This window comes from Peribacillus sp. FSL P2-0133 (genome assembly GCF_037975445.1).
In the GTDB taxonomy this organism is placed as follows: Bacteria; Bacillota; Bacilli; order Bacillales; family DSM-1321; genus Peribacillus; species Peribacillus simplex_E.
This window is the reverse complement of the sequence record NZ_CP150254.1, coordinates 1397275-1420746: the sequence shown is the minus strand read 5'-3', so window position 1 is coordinate 1420746 and position 23472 is coordinate 1397275. Positions and strand designations below refer to the sequence as shown.

19 protein-coding genes are annotated in these 23472 nt (G+C 41.2%); 4 read left to right on the top strand and 15 right to left on the bottom strand.

From position 1 onward, the window contains the following. Positions 1 to 9: 9 nt before the first annotated feature. The 8 genes from MKY17_RS06825 to MKY17_RS06790 all read right to left on the bottom strand — a co-directional run bounded on the left by MKY17_RS06825 (position 10) and on the right by MKY17_RS06790 (position 10375). The gene (locus MKY17_RS06825; protein ID WP_098371243.1) at positions 10 to 1359 is read right to left on the bottom strand and encodes an amino acid permease; all 1350 of its coding nucleotides are present in this window, start codon (positions 1357 to 1359) and stop codon (positions 10 to 12) included. 316 nt (positions 1360 to 1675) lie between these two features. Then, positions 1676 to 3190 (bottom strand): carboxylesterase/lipase family protein, encoded by a 1515-nt coding sequence (locus MKY17_RS06820; protein WP_339201560.1) that lies wholly within the window; start codon positions 3188 to 3190, stop codon positions 1676 to 1678. Positions 3191 to 3415: 225 nt separating this feature from the next. Next, positions 3416 to 3829, bottom strand: a complete 414-nt coding sequence (locus MKY17_RS06815; RefSeq protein ID WP_179891048.1) for a MerR family transcriptional regulator — start codon at positions 3827 to 3829, stop codon at positions 3416 to 3418. Between the two features lie 84 nt (positions 3830 to 3913). Next, positions 3914 to 5554: a SulP family inorganic anion transporter gene (locus tag MKY17_RS06810; RefSeq protein ID WP_339202329.1), complete on the bottom strand. Its 1641-nt coding sequence runs from the start codon at positions 5552 to 5554 to the stop codon at positions 3914 to 3916. A 548-nt stretch (positions 5555 to 6102) separates the two neighbouring features. Next, positions 6103 to 7512: a GH1 family beta-glucosidase gene (locus MKY17_RS06805; RefSeq protein ID WP_339201558.1), complete on the bottom strand. Its 1410-nt coding sequence runs from the start codon at positions 7510 to 7512 to the stop codon at positions 6103 to 6105. A gap of 318 nt (positions 7513 to 7830) precedes the next feature. Further along, a complete protein-coding gene (locus tag MKY17_RS06800) occupies positions 7831 to 8952 on the bottom strand; it encodes an NADH-dependent flavin oxidoreductase (protein ID WP_339201556.1) in 1122 nt (373 codons plus the stop codon). Positions 8953 to 8973: 21 nt separating this feature from the next. Next, positions 8974 to 9282 carry a heme biosynthesis protein HemY gene (locus tag MKY17_RS06795; RefSeq protein ID WP_098371248.1) on the bottom strand — a complete coding sequence of 103 codons (309 nt, stop codon included), beginning with the start codon at positions 9280 to 9282 and terminating at the stop codon, positions 8974 to 8976. 109 nt (positions 9283 to 9391) lie between these two features. Beyond that, a complete protein-coding gene (locus MKY17_RS06790) occupies positions 9392 to 10375 on the bottom strand; it encodes a Gfo/Idh/MocA family oxidoreductase (RefSeq protein WP_144527157.1) in 984 nt (327 codons plus the stop codon). A gap of 205 nt (positions 10376 to 10580) precedes the next feature. Here MKY17_RS06790 and MKY17_RS06785 point away from each other — a divergent pair, with 205 nt between their 5' ends. Then, positions 10581 to 11366, top strand: coding sequence for an SDR family NAD(P)-dependent oxidoreductase (locus MKY17_RS06785; protein WP_098371249.1), 786 nt, complete (start codon positions 10581 to 10583; stop codon positions 11364 to 11366). A 63-nt stretch (positions 11367 to 11429) separates the two neighbouring features. On the opposite strand, the gene MKY17_RS06780 is transcribed toward MKY17_RS06785, so the two are convergent. Both MKY17_RS06780 and MKY17_RS06775 read right to left on the bottom strand, forming a co-directional pair. Beyond that, positions 11430 to 12659 (bottom strand): multidrug effflux MFS transporter, encoded by a 1230-nt coding sequence (locus MKY17_RS06780; protein ID WP_339201553.1) that lies wholly within the window; start codon positions 12657 to 12659, stop codon positions 11430 to 11432. 271 nt (positions 12660 to 12930) lie between these two features. Continuing rightward, a complete protein-coding gene (locus tag MKY17_RS06775; RefSeq protein ID WP_098371251.1) occupies positions 12931 to 13908 on the bottom strand; it encodes a D-glycerate dehydrogenase in 978 nt (325 codons plus the stop codon). A gap of 328 nt (positions 13909 to 14236) precedes the next feature. Here MKY17_RS06775 and MKY17_RS06770 point away from each other — a divergent pair, with 328 nt between their 5' ends. Then, complete coding sequence (locus MKY17_RS06770; protein WP_098371252.1) at positions 14237 to 15202, top strand: MBL fold metallo-hydrolase; 966 nt, start codon at positions 14237 to 14239, stop codon at positions 15200 to 15202. Between the two features lie 55 nt (positions 15203 to 15257). On the opposite strand, the gene MKY17_RS06765 is transcribed toward MKY17_RS06770, so the two are convergent. Then, entirely contained in the window at positions 15258 to 16211 is a 954-nt protein-coding gene (locus MKY17_RS06765) for an RNA methyltransferase (RefSeq protein WP_339201552.1), read from the bottom strand. A 164-nt stretch (positions 16212 to 16375) separates the two neighbouring features. Next, complete coding sequence (locus MKY17_RS06760) at positions 16376 to 17467, bottom strand: CotH kinase family protein (RefSeq protein ID WP_098371402.1); 1092 nt, start codon at positions 17465 to 17467, stop codon at positions 16376 to 16378. A 235-nt stretch (positions 17468 to 17702) separates the two neighbouring features. Here MKY17_RS06760 and MKY17_RS06755 point away from each other — a divergent pair, with 235 nt between their 5' ends. Then, positions 17703 to 18080: a hypothetical protein gene (locus MKY17_RS06755; RefSeq protein WP_098371254.1), complete on the top strand. Its 378-nt coding sequence runs from the start codon at positions 17703 to 17705 to the stop codon at positions 18078 to 18080. Positions 18081 to 19280: 1200 nt separating this feature from the next. Here MKY17_RS06755 and MKY17_RS06750 read toward each other — a convergent pair. The 3 genes from MKY17_RS06750 to MKY17_RS06740 are packed head-to-tail and all read right to left on the bottom strand — an operon-like array spanning position 19281 to position 22023. Then, positions 19281 to 19592, bottom strand: coding sequence for a DUF3870 domain-containing protein (locus MKY17_RS06750; protein WP_096338406.1), 312 nt, complete (start codon positions 19590 to 19592; stop codon positions 19281 to 19283). A 23-nt stretch (positions 19593 to 19615) separates the two neighbouring features. Then, positions 19616 to 20821 carry an acyl-CoA dehydrogenase family protein gene (locus MKY17_RS06745; protein WP_098371403.1) on the bottom strand — a complete coding sequence of 402 codons (1206 nt, stop codon included), beginning with the start codon at positions 20819 to 20821 and terminating at the stop codon, positions 19616 to 19618. A gap of 14 nt (positions 20822 to 20835) precedes the next feature. Then, positions 20836 to 22023, bottom strand: a complete 1188-nt coding sequence (locus MKY17_RS06740; protein ID WP_339201549.1) for a CoA transferase — start codon at positions 22021 to 22023, stop codon at positions 20836 to 20838. A gap of 455 nt (positions 22024 to 22478) precedes the next feature. Here MKY17_RS06740 and MKY17_RS06735 point away from each other — a divergent pair, with 455 nt between their 5' ends. Continuing rightward, positions 22479 to 23417 (top strand): bifunctional oligoribonuclease/PAP phosphatase NrnA, encoded by a 939-nt coding sequence (locus MKY17_RS06735; protein ID WP_339201547.1) that lies wholly within the window; start codon positions 22479 to 22481, stop codon positions 23415 to 23417. Positions 23418 to 23472: the final 55 nt, after the last annotated feature.

Below are 23472 nucleotides of genomic sequence, written 5' to 3'. Positions count from 1 at the left end.
TCTTTCCCTTTACATTCTTTTGATTTTCGACATCAATACATAAACGATGCAAAGAAAGATCAGCCAAGGAACACCGAACTGGAGCACAATTTTAAACGGGCCAGTGAACCAGGTGGATACCGTCAAAGCAAACAAAAGAATTGCACCAAGAATCGTTAGATATGGAAATCCGTACATTTTAACCGGTAATTTGCGTCCCCCTGATTTCTCCCACCGCTTCCTGAAAAATAAGTGGGAAATGAACACCATGAACCAGGTAAAAATGGCTCCGAACATCGATATCCCCATCATGAATGCATATGAAGTATCAGGAAGCAGGACCTTTACTCCTGCAGCAAGAAATATGCCCAAAGTAGATATGAGAAGGGCCATTACCGGGACTCCTTTATTGCTCACTTTTTGAAATAGGGCTGGAGCCTGCTTCTGCTCTGATAATGAAAATATCATTCTGGTGGAGGCATATAATTGACTGTTCATTGCAGATATTGCAGCGGTTAAAATAATGAAATTCATGATCCCCGATGCCCCGGGAATATTCAGGATTTCCATTACCCTAACAAATGGGCTTTTATCAATACCCGCCGATTGCCATGGAACAATCATTAACATGATCCCGATTGTCAGTACATAAAAAGTGGCAAGCCGGAAGACAGTTGCCTTCAAAGCTTTAGGGACGGCAATATCCGGATCCTTCGCTTCTCCCGCCGTCACCGCAATCAACTCAGTTCCTAAAAAGCTGAAGAGAGAAATGAATATGGCGACCCAGAGCCCCCAAAAACCGAAAGGCATAAAACCGCCATCATTAGCAAAGTTCTCAACACCGATCCCGCTTGAAGGTTCAGCGCCAATCACCACGTAGGCGCCCAGTAGTATGAATATGACAATGGCGCTGATTTTGATCATGGAAAATACATACTCAAAATTCCCGAATGTATTGACACTCGTCGCATTTACATAGATTAGCAGTGCAGCAAACAGGAAGATCCAAACGCTCCCAGGTACATCCGGGAACCAATATTTCATGTAAACAGCGATGGCACTCACTTCGACACCAATGGCAAGGACATTCGCTATCCAATATGAATATCTCACAACAAATCCCGCAAATGGACTTATATATTTTTCAGCAATGGTTCCAAAGGATCCCGATGTTGGATGGGCTACAGTCATTTCCGCCAAACAGCCCATCAGTAGCAGGACAATGAATGCACCAACTGCATAGCTGATAAGAACACTTGGACCTGCCGTAGAAATCGCAAGGCCGCTCCCCAAAAATAATCCGGTGCCAATTGCACACCCCATGGCAATCATTGTGATTTGACTCGATGATAATTCACGATGCAGCTTATTTTTCTCCATATGTTGCTCCCATTCTAGGCAATGATTCCCCTTTTATTTTCATAGTTTTCATATAATCTGCCGGGCGGCCCCTTCCGTCCAGCCGTCTATTCCATACCTTTTCCAATCTTCCTAAGACTTCATTAAACTTTTCTCAGCCCGCTTCGATAAAAGTCCCAATGAGTTGCCATCCATATAAATCATCCCTGGGTTCAAATAGAACTCCTCTCTGTAAGAAACTAATGGATCTTCCTGATCCAAAGTTTTCGCATATCTTTCGTTGACATGAAATTATTGATATCCATGTTCTCCCCGCTTACTTCCCATCCACTATTTTTCACTTGTAAATCCCTACCCCTTCCCATGCCAACCTTATCATTCTGTCAGGGTCTTTTTCAATATAATCCTTTTTATCAAAAATCATGGTGTAGTGGTTGGTTTCATCATATTTCGGCCAAATTTCACCTTCCGGGGGATTGGGGTTTCCATGTTTCGCAAAGTTGACCCAGTGGCCCTGCATTCTATGGGAAACCTTTAGGGCAGCTGACCTTGAACCAAATGAAGTAATCCGTTTCCCAAATGCCGAGTCGAAAGTCTGGAAGGCAAAAGGGATTTCCATACCATGCGTCGCCCCTAATTTACTTATGCGCATTGCCGCCGTTTTATAATCAAAACGGTACATCCAAGTTTTTTCAAAGCGGCTGTATGCCTCTGCATACCAAACCGAGGGAATATGGAAAGTCGCATCACGGCCAATGCCAAGCACAGCTTTCTTTTCTGGGTAGTTTATATAAGCATTCGTAATTCGCTCTTTCGCCTCTGGATCTGTATTTTCGAACATTTTATGAATCATTGCCGCATTAGTTGGGATTAAAGGGGGATCCATCTGTTCGAATAATGTCGCTTCGTCCCTATTTGTTCCTATAAGCAAGGATATTCCCTTTGCTTTTCCGGATCGAATTGAATCTAGTGGATAATCGGGCAGGAAGTCACCATCTACGACAGGTCCAAATGATAGTGAGCCCGGCATGGCTTGTGAGTTTTCCCGTAAGAGTTTGTAGGAGGCCGCGACAATCTCTTGAACTGGAAGTGTTTTTAACCGATGGATTTCATTCTTTTCAATGTCCAATATCTCAAGGAACCTTTCACTGAATTGGCGCGCAAATCCTTTTCCGTAAACAGATGTCGGAGCGGGACTTTCTGCAATGGCCTGTTTAAAAAGACCTCTCGCTGATGGAACAGTAAGTAAAGTCGTAACCGCATTGCCTCCAGCTGATTCACCAAATATCGTAACATTATCAGGGTCGCCGCCAAACGCTTCTATATTCTCTTTAACCCATTTAAGAGACGCAACTTGATCACGTAAACCTAAATTGGTTTCAAATATTTCCCCATCACCTGCAAACTCGGTAAAATCCAGATATCCCAGTGCCCCCAGCCTATAGTTGATGCTTACTACGACTACATCTCCATTTTTAGCCAGTAAATGTCCATTGTACATATCAATGGATCCAGCTCCCGTTATATATGCTCCTCCAGGAATCCAGACCATGACCGGGCGTTTTTTATCATCAGCTCTAGGTGACCAAATATTCAGGAACAAACAATCCTCATCCATTTTTTCATTTCCGGCCATTCCTGTTCTTACCGCCCGATCCATCGGCTGCGGGGGAATGGGACCAAAATCCACTGCATCCATGACACCGCCCCACTTATCAACTGGCTCCGGTGAGCGGAAACGCAGACCATCAATCGGAGCTTTCGCATACCTGACTCCACGCCATACGCATATATCGTTTTCCATAGTACCTTGAAGATGTCCTTTTACCGTCGTAACTATTGATCCAATCATTCCCTTTCACCTCTTCATATAGTAGTAGATATTTAAGTTCTTCTTTTTCCATTCCCTTATATCCTTCATCTTTATCGAAAAAAGATCTATAGAGTCAGTTCAGCCAAAATAAAGTACTGCTATCATATAAAGCTCCGGTTATGAGTTTGGATATAGATTTTCAAATGACCAGTTCAACAAAAAAAGACCCAACCAGGTCTTTTTTTGTTGAACTCGGCAATTAGCTTAGGTGAGCATGGCAATGATGCTCAATAAAGAGCTACCCCGAACTGAAAGCTGTTGTGCAGCATATGTTAATTGCTGTTCATCGAGCTGTTCCAGTAACGGCTTTAATTCAAGCAATTCATTCTCCAGTCCTTTAAGGTCTGTAGATATCTTGTCCACCATCAAGAGCACTTGCTCAGAATCAACAGTGGTTTCAGACAAGACTTGTAACCGTTCCTTGATTTCAGTCAACGGCATATTCTGTTCCTTATACCGATTAATCATTTGAAGACGATTTAAAGCATCTTCTGTGTAATATCGATATCTTGACCCAGTTTTTTCATAGTTCAGCATTCCTAATTGTGTGTAATAGTCAATGGTTCTTCGCGAAACATTCGCAAGTTCAGCAAGCTGGCCAATCCGATATACATCCACCCAGATAGTCACCTTCTTTTTAAATCTACTGTTAACGATACTATAACATAACTATCCTAAAAGGTGACTTCGAGGATGAATCTATTAGACTACTTTATCCGAATTGCCCTTCAACTGCTTCTTGGCAAAATAAAGGGCATCTTCCTTCGATTTAAAAAAGTGCTGTTTTTCTATTTTATGATACAAACCTGTGCTGAGTAACAATTCCTTTGGTTGCTGCTGGATTCCGGAAATGATTAATTTCCCCTTATATTTACCGATGCGATTAACAATCGCCAATAGTGCAGCCTCTGCTGAAGTGTCCATATATGTTACCCGGCGCATGCTTAATACCAACACTTTCGTCTTATTATCCAAGTTCTCCAAGATCGATGACTCCAGGACGTCTATCGAACCAAAGAAGAGGGGACCTTCCAAGTTATACACATTGATCTTTGAATCCGAATTATCGATTGGAACAATCTCAGTAACCTCATGACTTCTTTCCCTAACCTTTAACGTGTGGCTCATTTTTGCAATGAAGGTGAGAAATGCAATCAATAAGCCGATTCCCACTCCCATGATTAAATCAGTGAAGACAGTGACGAGGAAGGTGACCAGCAAAACCGCAGAATCCGCCGTCTTCGTTTTCAATACATGAGCGAATTCCTTTCTTTCACTCATATTCCATGCAACAAACATCAATATGGGCGCCATGCTAGCCAAAGGTATATGTGCTGCATATGGAGAAAGCACCAGCAAAACCAGTAAAACGACAATACCGTGAATGACTCCGGACATCGGGGAGACTGCCCCGCTTTTTATATTGGTGGCAGTCCTGGCAATAGCACCTGTTGCAGGTATCCCGCCGAAGAATGGGGTCGCGATGTTCGCGATTCCTTGCCCAACCAATTCCTTATTGCTATCATGCTTGGTTCCCCCCATGTTATCGGCCACGGTAGCGGATAACAATGACTCGACACCGCCTAACAAGGCAATTGTAAATGCAACGGGAAGGAGTGTAATAATGACTTCCACTGAAAGCTCCGGCACTTGGAATTCCGGAAAACCTTTCGGAATCGCTCCATACGTGGAACCAATTGTAGCCACCTTATCGGGAAATAAAAAGTAGGCTGTCATTGTTGATATTAGCAGACCCAGAAGCGGTCCTGGCACTCGTGGCAGAAGCCTAGGTGCCAGCAGTATGACGACAAAACATATAATCGCAACAAACACACTATATATATTGATCGTTTCTGCTTTAATCACCAGTTCCTTCATGTTATCCATGAACGCTTCATGTTTTTCCACTTTCATGCCAAAGAAGTTGGCAATTTGCCCTGAAAAGATTATTATCGCAATTCCTGTTGTAAATCCAATGATGACTGGACGAGGAATGAACTTCATCAAATTGCCCAACTTAAGAAGACCCATCAAGACCAATATCATCCCCGCTAAAAACCCGGCAATAAGCAGACTTTCATACCCATATTGCATAACGATTCCAAATAATAAAGGAACAAACGCCCCGGTTGGTCCTCCAATTTGATACTTGGAGCCACCCAAAATCGATATGAGGATTCCAGCGATGATGGTCGTATATAACCCATATATCGGTTCGACGCCTGAAGCAATTGCAAAAGCCAATCCTAAAGGAATGGCTACAACACCTACAACCAATCCTGCCGTTACGTCCTTTTGAAAACCCTTCATATTATATCCTTGAAATCTAGAATCTTTTATCATCCTTTTCAAACTCACATCCTTAGTCGTTTTTTTAAATTGGAATCTACCATCATCAGGAAAAATGACGTTCTTTCATTTTTGAGGGAGTTGCTTGATCGAAATTAATCTAACTATTGTAGTTTTTTCAACGGGACAAACCATGCGGGGGACTTTTCAAAACAAAGAAATAATCGTCATATGTAATCTCCTTTGTTAAGTTATTTGACATGGTCTCGACCACGCTTCAACATTATACAGTAAAACGTAGAACTGTACATTGTTAGTAACATTAACATTTGTTTACAACTTTTTGCATTTTTTTACATCCACATTACAATCCGGGACCATACTTCCAGGCTGGTTAATTTGAAGCCGGAGATTCAGACTACAAATCAGGAAGTTTGAACTTTGGACTAATTCCCCATATCTTAAACCTTGATTACAATAGAAAAAGCATGTTTTGAGAAAGGTTTCTCAAAGCATGCTCTATAAACCTAATTTCGTATTTCGGCTCAGGCTATATATATACATAAAACCTCTTGATTAAAATCAAGAGGTTTTCTTTTAGTTTACAGCTCTTCTCCTCTCGTCTCGATAATATTCTTATACCAATGAAACGACAGCTTCTTTTTCCGGTTTAACTGATCATGATGATCCACGTAAATAAATCCGTATTGCTTCTTATACCCGTTTAACCAACTTAATAGATCAATGACAGACCATGCGTAATACCCTTTTAAATGGATACCTTCTTCGATTGCACGTTTGATCACTTTTAAGTGTTCCTCAATATATTTAATACGGGGAACATCCACTATTTCACCATCGATAATCGGATCCTCATCACCAAGCCCGTTCTCTGTAACATACATTTTAATATCACCATAACGTTCTTTTAACATATGCAGCCCATCTAAAAATCCTTGAGGTGAGATTTCCCAGCCCCATTTTGTATATGTTTTATCTTCCATCTTTACGGTCCGATAAAAGCCATCAAAAGACGGGTTCCCTGGAGCTAGAGTAGATGTTTCTCTTGAATGCTCCATGTTTGAAACGGCTTCCCGATTTTTTTCCACGCGAATGGGCTGGTAATAATTGAGTCCAATAAAATCATTTTTCTCCGCATTTCTTTTTAGCGTATCCAGTTCTTCTTCGGTCCAACTTGGCGTCCAGCCTTTTTCCTTTAATTGCTCAACCACATAACCTGGATATTCACCTTTTAAAATAGGGTCATAATACCAAAAAGTTTCATATTCATTGGCATGCCGAGCAGCCAATACATTGTCATGTTTGTCATTTATACTGTAAGCAGGCAGGAAAACATGGGTAATCCCAATTTCACCGTAATGATTCAGTGTCTTGTATACCTCTACCGCTTTTGCATGTGCATAAAAAACATAATGTGTCGCTTGAAAGTATTTATTTTCATCGTTTTGGATTCCAGGCGGGTGCGCTCCTTTTAAATAGCCCAGACCGCAAAACATAACCGTTTCATTAAACGTGATCCAATGTTTGATGCGGTCTCCGAATGCGCGAAAGCAAATTTCCGCATACTTGACGAATGCTTCAGCTGTTCGCTTATTCGTCCATCCCCCATCTTGTTCAAGCGTCAAAGGCAAATCCCAATGGTACAGAGTAGCAAATGGAACAATCCCATATTTTAAGCATTCATCAATAACATTATTATAAAATTCCAAGCCTTTTTCATTTACTTCCCCGTCACCTGTCGGCAAAATACGTGCCCATGAAATGGAAAACCGGTATGATTCAAGTCCCATCTCTGCCATTAATTTAATATCTTCTTTGTAACGATGATAATGGTCTATCGCTACATCCCCGTTTGTACCTTCATATGTTTTCCCAGGAATCTTTGAAAAGACATCCCAATTCGTTATACCTTTTCCATCTTCATCCCATGCTCCTTCTATTTGAAAAGAAGCAGAAGCTGCTCCGAATAAAAAATCATGTGGAAATTTCATTATAAACCCTCCTTTTTCATACCAACTTATATAATTGATAATAATATATTTTATTTATTGGTACAAATATTAATATGATTATATTACTTTCATTCATATTTGACTACATAAACTTTACATTAAAGATAGTATTTACTATGAAGAATGAATAAATCCAGAATCAATAATTCACGAAATTAAATGACGTTCATTCTGCAGAATCAATCTCGCTTTTTTAACAAAAGGTGAATAACTTATTAGTTGTTAGTTTCATATGAACACATACAAAACCCGTCCTCCTTTGGAGGACGGGTAACATATTATTCAAGACATTAACAATCACTCCACAACCGGGAGCCAACCTTTTATCCCAATCAACTTTTCCCAAAGCGGATCTGGAATGACCAGTTCATCCTGATCCTTTTTTGAGAGGGTAGTCCGTATTTCCGCTTCTTTTCCAGACCTGATTTTTTCAATCCAATGCGGTTCCATAAGAAGCTCACGGCCAAGGGCGATAAAAGGGACACCCGTTTCCATAGCTTCTGCAACTTCATCAGGTGTATGCAGTGATCCTACGCCGACCACAGGAATACGATTACCTACTTTATCGTAAATTTTAACGATGCGCGACTTTGTCCTATCACTCTCACGGAATGAGCCATTCCAGAAGTGACCTACCGATATATGTAGATAATCCAGGTTTTGATTCGCTAGTCTGTCAACGAATTGGATCGTATCATCTAAAGTGATTCCAGGATTGCTGCCTTCTTCAGGAGAAAGGCGGTAGCCGATGATAAACGGCTTTTTCGCATGCTCGGCAACCGTTTTCTCGACTTCATTCACAATGGTAAGCGGGAAAATCAATCGTTTTCCCAGTGTCCCACCCCAGTTATCCGTACGACGGTTCGAGTGTGGCGAGAAGAATTGTTGAAGCAAGTACGTATTGGCACCATGTATTTCCACACCATCAAATCCTGCTTCGATGGCCCTTCTTGTTGCTTCGCTAAATGCCTTAATAACCTCTTGTATTTCGTCTTCACTCATTTCCCGCGGTACAGGTGCTTCATCGTTTGAAGCAATGGCACTTGCAGAAACAGGCTGGTTATCAGGCAATAATTCCGGCGGACTTTGCCGGCCTCCATGATATATTTGCAGAATCGCTTTTGACCCGTTGGACTGGATCGTTTCGGCTAGTTTTCTCAAGGATGGGATAAAGGAATCGTCATCTGCACTAAGCTGGCCTGGGAATCCCTTTCCTCCAGCAGATACATAGGCACATGCCGTGACCACCGCACCTACACCAGCCGAGCGCTCAGCGTAATAGGCCAGTTCATCATCGGTTACAACGCCTTGATCATCCGAAGAATAAGTGGTCATAGGAGCCATCATGATACGATTTTTCACTTCTACCCCTGATGGAAACTTATATGGTTGAAAGATCTTTTCGTATTTTTGATTCATGCCAATCCTCCCCCTTTACTCTTAGTGGTGATGATGTCCGTGCGGTTCTTTAGAAGGGTTCGTGATTTCAAAGCCTTCTTCAGGTACATAAAAATATTTAATCCAGACACCATCTAGAAATTCTTCACGTGAATCAAGTAAAATATCGATATCTTTATCTGTTTTGACGATTTCATCATGTTCTGCCGGTGTATCTAGTTTCATGTCATAATGGGCATGATCGCCATGCATATGGGTGACATATACACGAATCATCTTCCCTTTTGCTTCTTCAGTGCTCAGCATTTTTTGTAAGACCTTTGCTGCATTACGATTAATTTTGCATTTCATGTCCATTCCCCCAACAATAAAATTATCCCTGTACTGAATTCTACCCAATTACGGGTTATCAGTAACATCCATTTTTACCCTTCCTTATTGGCCATGTCCACTCAAATGCTTAGCGGTCTGAAGGAAAGACGATGCCGATTTGCTTTCTTGCTTCATCCATGATTTCCATAGTCAATAGTGAATTCGAGTATGAATTTATATCGGACTCCATTTTCCCCTGCTGTATCAATTCAACAAATTCTTTCGCTTCATAATACATGGTAGGCATATCCTGTTTAACCGAAATATTTTCTGTGGTTCCATCCCGATACTGAATATCCACCGCTTGCGGTCCTGAAATTTTCTGAATGATGATGCTTCCAAGTTCACCTTGAATTTCCGAATGCAAATTGGATTCAGTAATTTTGGAGAATATGACGACTGCCTCCATTTCATCATAGGAAAGCAGAATCGTACCTTGCCCATCGACCCCTGATTCAAGCATCGTTCCTGATGCCTGTACCTTATTTGGTTTACCGAACAGAACAACAAGCGGATAGAGTACATAAATACCAAGATCCATTAAAGAGCCACTGGAGAATTCAGGATTGAATGCATTCAGCACAGTGCCTTGTTTATACGAATCATATCGAGATGAATATTGGCAAAAGCTTCCCGAGAAACGCCGTACCTTCCCGATTTTATCCAAATTCCCCTTTATACTTTCGAAATTCGGCATGATGGTAGATTTCATCGCTTCCATCAATAGCACATCATTTTGTTTTGCAGCCTCAATCATTTCCCTTACTTCTGCCGCATTTGAAGCCATTGGTTTTTCACATAATACATGTTTTTTATTTTGTAAAAACAACACGGCTTGCCTGCAATGATGAGAATTAGGGCTTGCTATGTATACAGCGTCAATTTCATTGCTGGCGGCCATTGCTTCTAAATTCGTAAAAGTCGTATGTACTTCGTATTTATTGGCAAATTCCTTGGCTTTCTCTTCTGTACGTGAGTACACGGCTGTTAACGATAAATCCTCTACATGCTTTGCAGCCTCCAAAAATCGTTCCGTGATCCAATTTGTACCTATTACCCCTAATCTTATCAACATCCTATCCCCTTTCAGGCTAACTTTATTATGTCCTCAATATACAGACATTTCACTGAAAAACAAAGTTTAATGAACACTCGCAATTGTTTAAATTGGATTTTTTAGGCAATGTTCGTTTATAATTTTTCTATAATACCACTGCCATGATGTTTCTACATACTCCCTAACGGGAAAGCAAACTTAAAAGGAGCGTGTGAAGTTTATGACAGAATTAATGAAAAACAAAGTTGCCATTATTACCGGTGGAGGATCGGGAATTGGCCGGGGTGCCGCCCTGAAACTAGCTGAAAACGGCGCGAACATCATCTTTTTTGACCGTACAGTCGAAAATGCCGAAAAAGTGAAGGATGAAGTGGAAAACCTTGGTCGAGAGGCATTAATCATTAAAACGGATGTTTCCAAGGCTGAGCAAGTTGAACATGCCTACAAGACGGCCCATGAACATTTTGGGAAAATTGATTTTGTATTTGCAAACGCAGGCATTAACGGAGTGATTGCCCCTATAGAAGATATAAAGCCAGAAGATTGGGATCAGACGCATACCATCAACCTCAAAGGCACCTTTCTCACCATCAAATACGCCATTCCCTACATGAAGGAAACGGGTGGCAGCATCGTAATCAACAGCTCCATCAATGGAAACCGATATTTCAAGAATTTTGGTTTTTCTGCTTATAGTTCATCCAAAGCTGGTCAAGTCGCCTTTGGGAAAATGGCTGCACTCGAATTGGCAAGATATAAAATCAGGGTAAATACCATTTGTCCCGGCTCCATCGATACGAACATTCACGATAACACATTCCCGGAAGATGAAAACTTAAAAAAAATCAGGATTCCCATTGAATATCCGCAAGGCTCTCAACCCCTGGCGAAGAAGGCGGGGACTACCGAACAAGCTGGTGATCTCGTATTGTTTCTAGCATCAGACATGTCTTCCCATATTACGGGCACGGAAGTTTATATCGATGGAGCAGAATCGCTATTATGATTCATACTTACGCCCCTAAAGGAAAAAGCTGAAATCCACATCAGGGATTTCAGCTTTTCCTAATTAAACTCGCCTTAACCCACGACGGGCAAGGATTAAATAAGCGCACATGGCGATGACATGACAACTTACCATCACAATTCCCATCGGCAAGGGTGACTCACCTGAACCTAGTCCCACCAAGGGAGCCATTAGTGATCCTAATATGAAAGGAAGCAGGCCAATTAAAGCCGAAGCACTGCCTGCTGTTTTTTTCTGATTTTGCATCGCTAAAGAAAAACTCGTTGTACCGACAATACCGACGCTGGAGACGGAGAGGAATAAAGCGACCAAGATTCCTGCCAACCCAATTTCGAGAAGGACTGAGGCAAGAAGTAATATTCCCCCAAACAAAGCTAGACATAATCCCATTTGAAGCAGTTTTTCTTCTTTAACCTTCCCTGCCAGCTTCCCGGCAACTTGTGAAGCGATGATGATCCCAATTCCGTTTATTGCAAAAATCAGACTGAAGGTCTGTGGGGAAACGCCATAAATGTTCTGGAGAACAAAAGGTGATCCGGAAATATAAGCGAACATGGCGGCACTTATGAATCCTTGTGAAAAAGCATAGCCCATAAACACACGATCTCTCAATAAGTTCCAAAATGTCCTGATAGTATCATTTACCCCACCTGGACTTCTGAGATTGGACGTTAAAGTTTCCTTTATCCCAAAAAATGCAGCCGCAACCATAATGATACTTAATACTGAAATGACAACGAAGACTCCCCGCCAAGACGTGAACTGCAAAAGTTGACCGCCAAAAACCGGAGCCAATATCGGTGCCGCCCCATTAACAAGCATTAACATGGAGAAGAACTTGGTCAAATCCGATCCTGAAAAAAGGTCACGAACTATCGCCCTTGAAATGACAATGCCTCCCGCTCCCGCAATACCTTGGATAAATCGTAATAATAAAAGCAATTCAATGGTTGGAGCAAAAGCGCATAACAGAGAGGAAATGCAATAAATGGATAAAGATATGATTAACGGTGTCCTTCTTCCTTTTGCATCACTTAGCGGCCCTAAATAAATTTGTCCTAAAGCCAATCCTAACAAGCAGGCAGTCAAGCTCAGCTGCGCTAATGACGTACTGCTTTTCAAATCCTCTGCCAGTGCAGGGAGACCCGGTAAATACATATCAAGTGACAGTGGTCCAATCGCTGCAAAAGACCCCAGCATAAGAGCCATCAACAGCCTTTTGGATTTAGTCATTTCGATGCCTGATGATATCGTTTCCTTCATTTCAATCATTATTACCCCTATCCCTTTCAACTAATTGTTTTTCCTGAATAAAACTCGACTTTCTTTATTTTACAAAAGATCCGAACAATTTACGATAAGTATGCTTCCCTTGAATTGGATTCTTCCCTCCAGCACTCTATTAAGTAATGTTCAAAACTCAGAAATCTTCTAAAAAGGAAAAATCTTAAATGAGGAAATATATTTGAGGATACTACGAACCAAAGGGAAAAACTATTAAAGTTCTAAACGATTCCCCATAAAAAATGACCCCATTTTGGGGTCATTTTGATTTATTCAACAATACTAAATTACGCGGAGTATCACCAGATAATCCATCCATCAAGTTTTGTGCAGCAAGAGCTGCCATCTTCAATCTTGTGGCAATGCTGGCACTCCCGATATGCGGCAGTGTAACGACATTGGGCAATGTTAGCAGCGGGTGATCCACAGAGACGGGCTCTTCTTCGAATACATCCAATCCAGCCGCCCAAATCTCTCGGTTTTCCAGCGCCTGGTACAACGCCTTTTCATCGATAATCCCGCCTCTTGCGGTATTTATGAGGACAGCCGTCCCTTTCATTAATTCCAGCTGCTCCTTGCCAATCATATAAGTGGTTTCCGGTGTGAGCGGCAGCATGACACAAACGAAATCCGATATTTGGAGCAATTTTTCAAGGGGCTGATATACGATTCCTAATTCTTTTTCCTGTTCATATTTACGGCTTCGATTAAAATAAATCAAGTTCATATCAAATCCCTTAGCTCTTTTTGCAAGGGCTTCCCCAATCCTACCTAATCCGATTATACCAAGCGTTGCGCCGTGTACATCTTGTCCGGTCAGCTGCATCGGCGACCATGTTTCCCACCTTCCGCTCCTTAAATAATCTTCTGCCTCCATCATCCTTCTTGCCGTTGCAAGCAGTAAGCCGAAGGTTAAATCAGCTGTCGTTTCCGTTAAAACCCCCGGTGTGTTCGTGACCATGATGCCCCGTTTTGTTGCACTTCTAACATCAATATTATTATGGCCCACTGCCATATTCGCGATGATTTTCAGGTTAGGCGCTCGTTCAATCAGTGACTCATCGATTTGTTCCGTCAATAAGCAAAGCAGACCCTCGACTTCTTTCATTTCTTCTTCAAGGACTTCTCTAGGGACCGGTATATCCTCTTGATCCCACATCCTGACATCATAATTCCGACTAAGACCTTCGATGATTTGTTCCGGTAATTTCCTTGTAATATAAATTTTTGGCTTCAAACCATAACCTCCTATACCGTTTCATTCCATGTAACACATTCTTGCACCATTTTTCACCTTCAGTTTTCATTACCCAACAATTAATTTTAAGAATATTGGCTAAATTACTAGCTTGTTTATTCAATTTTAAAATAAACTAGATAAATAGACCATCCATTTCCAATCATTCTTACTATTAATTTTCTCGTTTACAAGGAGGCTTCCGCTTGACAGTTTTAATTCATTCAACTAATCATAGAATAATAACCCTTTAAATCTATTCGATCATTAGTAATACAACAATTTTCCAGATGAAGTTTATCTCGATTTAGGAGGATATGGGACGTTCATGAAAACGAAAACAACATTTAAAATTTATCCAATCATAGCTCCAAGCGCTTTATCTTTAAAAAGTATAAACTTTTATTTAGTTAAACAGGATGAATCTTTAACATTGGTCGATGCAGGCATGAATGATGACGTCTGCTGGAATGCACTTCAGCAAACATTAAACGAAAATGGATTTAACGTTGGAGATATCACGGAAATTTTATTAACCCATCACCATGGAGACCATGTTGGTTTGGTCAACCGGATTACCGAACTCCATCCGATTCCCGTTTATGCCCATTCTAAATCCATTCCCCGTTTAAAAAGGGACCCTGACTTCTTAAATATGAGAATTGAATTCTATAAGCAGCTTTACATTGAGATGGGCTGTGGTGAACTTGGAGATAAACAAGTGGCTTACCTATTCAACGCGGTCGATAATAATAAAGATCAAAAACTGAATGGTGACATCATCGCAATCACGGAAAAACAATGGCTGAATTTTGAAGTGATCGAATTTCCCGGGCATGCCCCGGATCAAATTGCTTTCCTTGACCAAGAAGGGAAACGGATTCTTGCCGGTGATTTATTGATTGAACATATATCAAGCAATGCCTTGATCGAACCTGATGAAAACGGTAATAGAATGCTGACTCTTGTAGATCATATCGATTCATTAAAACGCTGTTTAGCATTACAGGTGAATCTCCTCTTTCCTGGTCATGGTAACATCATTGAACAACCTGGTCATTTGATTGAAAAAAGACTTAATAGCATAGAGAGAAAATCACAAAAAATCCTGACCTTGATAGAATCCGGAATTTCTACCGGCAATGAACTGGCAAAGGAGTTTTACAAACAAAAATATATTGCAGAATTCCCGCTCGTCATGTCAGAAATCATTGGCCATTTGGATTATTTAGAATATCAGGGGAAGGTCACGAAACAACTCGTTGAAAATGTAGTTCATTATCAAGCTAAATGACATCAAAAAAAGGCTGGAATCATTAAAGATTTCAGCCTTTTCTTGATGATGAAACTCACACACACACTACAACCTCTCTGGAAAAAATGCCTTTCCTGGCCACACAGCGATCAGCAATTTCAAATCCTGCTTCTTTAATCATATGATCCATCGTGTCGATCGTTACGACGACGACCTTGTCAGCAAAGCCTCTGGCATGTTTAAGGATCGAAAGCTGATCTTCCGGCGTCGCATGTGTATATAAATTGTAAGGCATATCGATAATCGCTACATCATATTTACTAATGACCTCCGAAATCGGACCTGTAGTTACATCACCTTCGAGGCCGAAATAGGCAATGTTCTCCCTGGAACCGTCGGTAACAAGCGGGTTAATATCCCGGCCATCAATATTGATCCCCATCGATAGGGCTTCTACCAATACCGTTCCAATTCCGCAGCATGGATCAATTGCCTTCACTCCATCCGGATGTGGAACGGCTATGTTGGCAATGGCCCTTGCCACTCTTGTGCTAAGCGCTGTTGAATATTCCCGGGGCTTCTTCATATGTTTTAACCAAACCGCTTCAGGCTTGACATACTTCCCAAAATACCAACGTCCGCCAAGTGTCACGATTCCAAAGACCTGATCAGGATTACGCACATCGGCATTTCCCTGAATATGCCAGCCTATCTCCCGTTCAATTTCACGCTGTCCATCATAATCTATTTTTGCATCTTTATTCAAATCATTAATTTTTACGAATAATACTTTGAACGTCGAATCAGGCAAATGAATACCTTTCACTTGCTCAACGATTTCGGATATGCTTTCCCCTTCAAACATGACGTCGACCCGCCCTTTTATAAAAGGGCTTCTGCTCGGTTCAATTGCTATATCACTTTTCAAAATATTTCTTGAAGTCTCAAAGCCAAAGAACGAGCGCATCTCCATTTTAGATAATGAGCGTTCGTCAGGGCTGCATGTAAACGTATATATATATGCCGGTTTGCGGCTATGATTAATCAATCCATTCCCATCCTTCATTACTTTAGATTATATCTTTCTATCAAACATAGCTGTAATGGTATAGAAAAGCAAATGGGATCGTATGTAAAAAGCATGAATGCTTTTCTTTCAACACTCACGCTGTTAAATTTTTCATTGTTCCATCACTATTAGGAAAGGAATTATTAATCCAATTTATGCAGCCGGCTATTTATATACTTTGCACGTGCCTCAATGAATTTCAGGATGAATTCGGGCTCATTATCAAATTTCACAATATCCCCCTTGATATATGGATCTTTTGAAACATAAGGCCTTATTTGATCATGCATTTCCTGAATGATAGGTTTCATATAGCCCACGTTAAAATGATTGTTCAAAATCTCCTTTAGAAGTTCTTGGTACCGGACACGAAATCCCCTCACATCAAGGATTCTAGCAGTCAATGTATTGAATCCCTCGATTCCCACATAATCCTCTTCCATCACTTTCCCGTTAACATCCCTGCCCCATGTCGCATCATAATCCCATGGAATCATTTCAAAGAGTCCAGTATCTCCATTTCGATACAAGGCATAGTTATGAACGAATCCATCATAGTTTTGCGTAAATATGACACCGGCCAGCCAGCGCAGGTACTTTTCCACATCGACATATTTTACGATTTCCTTTTCAAAATCCACTCTTGAAATTGTATTGATTTGGAGGATCAACTCTTGTAAATATAATTCATCCTTTGCTGTCCCGCATTTTTTTTGATAGCCCATCTCCAATGATTTTTTGATTCCTTTATCCAAATCGCTCATCAATGAGAAATTGGCATCACCATCCACTGCATAGAAAATGGCTCCCTTGGGCAGCCCCCTTGTCTTCAAATAATATTCATCCACCGATTCCAATTCTAGGTATATCCCTTCGTCCTTTCCGTTCAGATTCAGGAAAACGAACTGGGAGTTCGGTGATAAGGTGCCTATATCCGCAAAAAAGTCTAAAGATAATTTATTTCTTAGTAAAGATTTATCTTTATATTCGGCATTTAAATGAACTTCCTTGGCATTCTTATAAGTATTAGGTTTATAAAAGACTACATTATAGGATTTTTTGCGAAAACCGCGGATATGTGAGCCACGGTAAACAATATCAATATCCAGTTTTTTTCTGTTAAGTGTTAACTTTGCCGGTAAAGGATCATTGCACCATATATCTCTGCGAAGTTCCATTAAATTAACTGGTGGAATAAAAAGCTGGTACACAGGCAGCTTCTTGTCAGCATTCATATAACCCTTCACTTCACTTCCCTTTCACTTTCATACTAAATTATGAAAAAAAGCGAGGGATGTCACCAAAAACAAATTTTTATTAAAAATTGTGCTATTATCTCTGGCATATTACGTACAAGCGCATAGTTTAACGTATAGAAAGGGGGATATATAAATATGTCTGACATCATTCGAAATATTCAAAATGCGGTGGATAGAGCCAATTCCTTCGGGTTAGGCGATTTCATGTATAATGACCCATGTTCAAAAGGCCGTTCTTCACGTAAAAAAAACAATAATAGGCGAACTTCCCGCAGAAACACTAAACGTCGCACTAGCAGGAGGAGGTCCACTCGCAACATGCAAAGACGCACTAGCAGGAGGGGGTCCACTTGCAGCACGCAAAGGCGCACTAGCAGGAGGAGGTCCACTTTCAGTACGCAAAGGCGCACTAGCAGGAGGAGGTCCACTTGCAGCACGCAAAGACGCACTAGCAGGAGGAGGTCCACTTGCAGCAGACAAAGGCGCTCCAACAGAAACCGTTGTTCGTCCAACCACTGCAGTTGGCTTTGCGGCAATAACTTTCGCAATAGACGGAGAAGGTGCTTCTAGTTTCATGGTACCGTTTTAATGTACAACAATATTTTTTTACTAGATATTAAGCTTTACTTTAAAGTCCAATTTCTATAAAAAAACACAAACTCGTCCTATAGGTAGGGGCGAGTTTTGTGTTTTTAAAATTATCACGATCGTTAAATCCAGTCAAATGTCCCGTTCCTTAAACAATAAAAAACACTGCCATTTATAATGACAGTGGACTTAGTAGACAAAAACAAAGTGATTGGAACGGAAGGTCCTAGACACCTGCGGGATAAACGCCGAAGAGCTCTCGGACCGCCCGCGGAAAGCGGGTGCCCTACGTGCAAAAAACGTTCAAATTTTACAAACCCACAGGAAAAGTTCTGGCTTGATTTCAGAAATCCGCTCCCTTTGCCGACTGTCTGCCAAGCCTCATCAAAGCAAGCGCCCGGGGGGTCTCGGCTAGCCAGTTATTCGGCAGGAGTGTCGCAAATTTCTTCAATTTAGTAAGCGTTTTATAAAACAGGAAAAAACCATAAAGTGTAACCTAGTCTTAATCAAGTCTTGTTTTTAAATTATGGTAATCATCCATCAGTAAAATCATGAAAGGGATTCGGGATGAGACCATTCCCCCCCTTTTTGTAGACAAAAGGCTTTCTATCTAAATTTTTAAAACAAAGTTGATTGGAGCGGGTGTGCGAGACTCCTGCGGGAAAAGCGCGTCCAGGGGAGACCCCACAGGCGCAAAAAGCGCCGAGGAGGCTCCCGGGACCGCCCGCGGAAAGCGAGTACCTGGAGTGGAATTCAACGTTCAAGATTTAACACCCCCTCAAAAAAAACGTTCCATATAAAACAATAAAAAGTCATGTAGTATAACCAAGTTTTGTTTTAAAAATATGGTTTGCTAACGATTGAGAACTACTAGCCAATTGGTCGCAAAATATCAAACAATGCTTTAGCTATAAATATTCTACCGCTATTCCAACCACTATTAAAATACTTATTAATAGCAAAAGATTTATTTTAAAATATTCATCCATGAATGATTTAGCACCTCTCTACAGTTGCCTAAGAATGAACATTTGGTCCAACTCCAGCATAAGTTCCTGTTCAAGCGAAACCGGCAGCGGGTTAAAATCAGTTCACTAATATTTTCATAAAATCCGCAGCTCCATCATTTATTTGCCATGAACCTGAATCTATAAAAAAGGATCCTACCCTTTTACATACGGTAGGATCCTTCAAGTTTCGCTTATTTAACGGAGACCAATTCGAACTGTGCATACACATCCTTCAACCCTGCTTGAATGGCTTGACCGGCCTTCCCACGATAATGCATTTGCACACGATCAATCAATTCTTCGATACCATCTTTCAGGCAATAACCGCGTAGCAGTTGACGAATGAATTCCCTGCCATGTTCTGTAGCAAGTGTACAGGAAGCTTCGACTATTACGCCATATTTAAAGTCAAGCTCTACCGTGATCGTGATGGAATCATATATATTTCTCGCTGCCATCCCTTGTGGAAGTTTTGCATGCCCTGCAATAAGGTATGTGTTCATCATCTGATCTCCTCTATCTATAGTTAATGGACGGAAACTTGCTCGAAGGGCCATGCAGGCAATTGCTTACGAAGCTCTTTATCTTGTCTGTAGCCAAGTGCGTATTCGCCCTGCATTACAGTATGAATCTCACGGGTTCCTTCGTAAATGACCGGGGCTTTTGAATTCCGCAGAAAACGTTCCACTGGATATTCATCCGAGTAGCCGTAGGCACCATGAATTTGAACAGCATCATTGGCCGCTTCGTTAGCAGCATTACATGATATCCACTTTGCAAGTGATGTTTCCTTCGTATTCCTTGTTCCTTGATTTTTCAAGGTACCCGCTTTAAAGACCAGCAATCTGGAAATCTCTAAATTTGCGGTCATCTTGGCAATCATCTGTTGAACGAGCTGATGCCTGCCAATCTCTTTTCCGAATGTACTTCGTTCATGGCAATACTTCAAGCTTGCTTCCAGGCTTGCTTCTATTAACCCTACAGCACCTGCGGCCACTGTAAACCGGCCGCTGTCCAATGCCGACATGGAAATTTTAAAGCCCTCACCTTCTTCACCAAGCCTATTCTCGACCGGAACTTTTACATCCGTTAAAAAGATTTCGCCTGTATTCCCGGCACGAATTCCTAATTTCCCTTTAATGGCTTTCGACTCCACTCCCTCGAAAGTCCGTTCCACAATAAAAGCAGTGATTCCCCTTGAACCGGCATCATGATCCGTCTTGGCGAAAATGAGGAAATGATCTGCATAATCACAGAGCGAAATCCATGTTTTTGACCCGTTCAAGATATAATGGTCCCCAACACGTTTTGCTGTTGATTTCATTGCCGCAACATCAGACCCTGCATTCGGTTCAGTCAGCCCAAAAGCGCCAATCTTGATCCCTTTTGCCTGGGGTACTAAATATTTCTGTTTTTGTTCTTCCGTCCCCCATTGCAGCAAGGTCATGCTATTTAACCCTGTATGTACAGAAACTGCAGTTCGGTAAGCCGTATCGCCTCGCTCCAGCTCTTCACAAACGATGGCAAGGGTATTATAATCCATTCCGACTCCACCATACTCTTCGGGTATACAAACGCCCATCAACTGTAATTCCGCTAACCTTTTTAAAATATGCGGCTGGAATTGACCTTGCCTATCCCACTCTTGAATGTATGGGATAATTTCCTTATCCACAAATTTCCTTACCACTTTTTTCACACTTTGCTGCTCTTCTGTTAATTCGAAATTCATCATTAAAATTCCTCCTAAATAATTTTATTTTCCTTGAATTTGCTTATTTGGTCTGGACTATATCCAATTTCAGCCAAAATGGAACCGGTATGCTCACCATACAGTGGCGGATGCTTTCTCATCGTAACCGGCGTTTTTGAAAGGTTCAGTGGCGATCCCGTCACTCTAAGATCTTCGATTGTGGGATGTTCTATGTTCACCAACATGCCTCTTGCGATGATTTGCGGGTCCTCGAACATCTCTGCGATATCATTGATCGGACCATTGGGTATCCCTGCATCATCAAATAGCCTTTTCCATTCTTTCTTTGTCTTTCCTTTCAACAAATCCTCTATTATCGGTATTAATCCTTCCTTGTTCAGCAAACGTTTTTCATTATGCTTAAACTGTTCCTGCTCGGCTAAATCAGGTCTGCCTATAACGGCTGAAAACCTCCTGAACTGATCATCATTTCCTACAGCCACAACAAGCTCCCCATCACTTGTCCGGAACGTTTGGTATGGAACGATATTGGGATGTTGGTTTCCCATTCGTTCAGGGGTCTGGCCACTGAATAAATAGTTGCTGGCGACATTCACCAATGAAGAAACCTGGCAATCCATTAACGAAATATCAATTTCCTGTCCTTCCCCCGCTTTATCCCTATGATGCAAAGCGGATAAAATGCCAATGCATGTATACAAGCCAGTCAATATGTCAGCTATGGCCACCCCGACCTTCACGGGGCTTCCATCTTTTTCTCCTGTGATGCTCATCAAACCACTCATCGCTTGAATGATATAATCATAGCCAGGCAAATCTTTATAAGGTCCGGTTAAACCAAATCCCGTAATCGAGGCCATGATCAGTTTGGGGTTGCATTCCTTTAAATCCTCATAGCCTAACCCCAGTTTCTCCAACGTGCCCGTCTTGAAATTTTGAATCACTATATCCCCTGAATACACCAACTTTCGGAAGATCTCTTTCCCTTGTTCCGACTTTAAATTCAAGGTCATGCTTTGCTTATTTCGATTGGCACATAAATAGTAAGCGCTTTCTCCTTGGGCGAATGGCGGACCCCATCCTCTCGTTTCATCCCCTGACTCATGATGCTCGATTTTAATAACCTCGGCACCCAAATCACCGAGAATCATTGAACAAAACGGCCCCGCCAAAACACGGGATACATCGATAATCCTGACTCCTTCCAAAGCTCCATTCATATCATCACCCCTTTCAAACTGTCAGGATACACAAAAAAGAGCCAGTAAAACCAACAATGTCATTACATTGAATGTTTCACTGACCCTTATCCACGAACTGTCTTCCTGCAAAGGAAGATCAAGTGAACCAAGTCAATTTTTATGGATTCCAGTTTTATGACAAGCCGGCCATGCAGCAAGGTAACTTGCTGTCATCGGTTTGGTAAATTAAGTATAGTCCAGTTTTTTGAATTTTGCAATAATTTCGTTCAGGTGTTTTCATTACATCCACTATTATACTCTTTAGCATACTTCCCGTTTAATATAAAAATACACCCCTCAATCCAGAGTAATCGGAAATTGCCTTTATTCGTGAGGCATGTGATGATTGAATATGCATAACTGTCAATATATGAATTTTTCATACTATCAATTATCGCTCGGTAGAAAAGGAAAGTTTAAAAGGAGATGGCGATATGGACAATAAAAAAGCGGAAATAATCGAAGCTATCAAGAAATACCAAACAATCATCATTCATCGCCATGTTAATCCGGACCCGGATGCATTGGGATCACAAATCGGTTTAAAGAAGCTATTGAAGCATTCCTATCCTTCTAAAGAAGTCTATGCGGTAGGCGAAGAAGTGGATAAGCTTCTATTCATTGGTGATATGGATGTCATTTCCGATAACAAATACAAAGGTGCCTTAGTGATTGTTTGTGATACTGCCAACATTTCACGGATCAGTGATTCCCGATATGATCACGGGGACATGCTAATCAAAATTGACCACCACCCCGATTATGAGCAATTTGGTGATCTTTCTTGGGTCGACCCCTCTTATAGCTCTGCCAGTGAAATGCTTGTTGATTTATTATTGGAATTTCCAGAAGGCTTTATCATGAATAAAGAAGCGGCTAAATCATTTTATACAGGAATACTTAGTGATACAGGTAATTTCATGAATGGGAATACAACTCCAAGGACATTAAAAATGGTTTCGCACTTAAGAACTTATAATATTCATCCAGAAAGAATCCATAACAGCCTTAATATAAAGACGAAAAACGCTTCAAGACTTCAAACAGACATTCTCATGAGCTTCAATGTAACCGAAAAAGGGGTAGCTTACTTCATTATTACGGAGGATCTGTTAAATATGTATGGTGTGGATCGAATTGAAGCTTCGAATTTAGTTAATACGCTATCAAGTGTCAGGGGCAATAAAATCTGGGTTTTCTTCATCGAATATCCTTCTGAAATCCGTGTCAGGATACGTTCACGTAATATTCCCATCGCTTCAGTCGCACGTCAATTCAATGGTGGAGGACATTCACTGGCTTCAGGCGCTACCATCCATTCCTGGGACGAGGTTGATCATGTTATCCAAGCATTGGATCAAGTCTGCCCATAACAGGGAGTTCATGACCTGCCGTGGTATGTGTATGATTATAATCCCAGGCGCAATA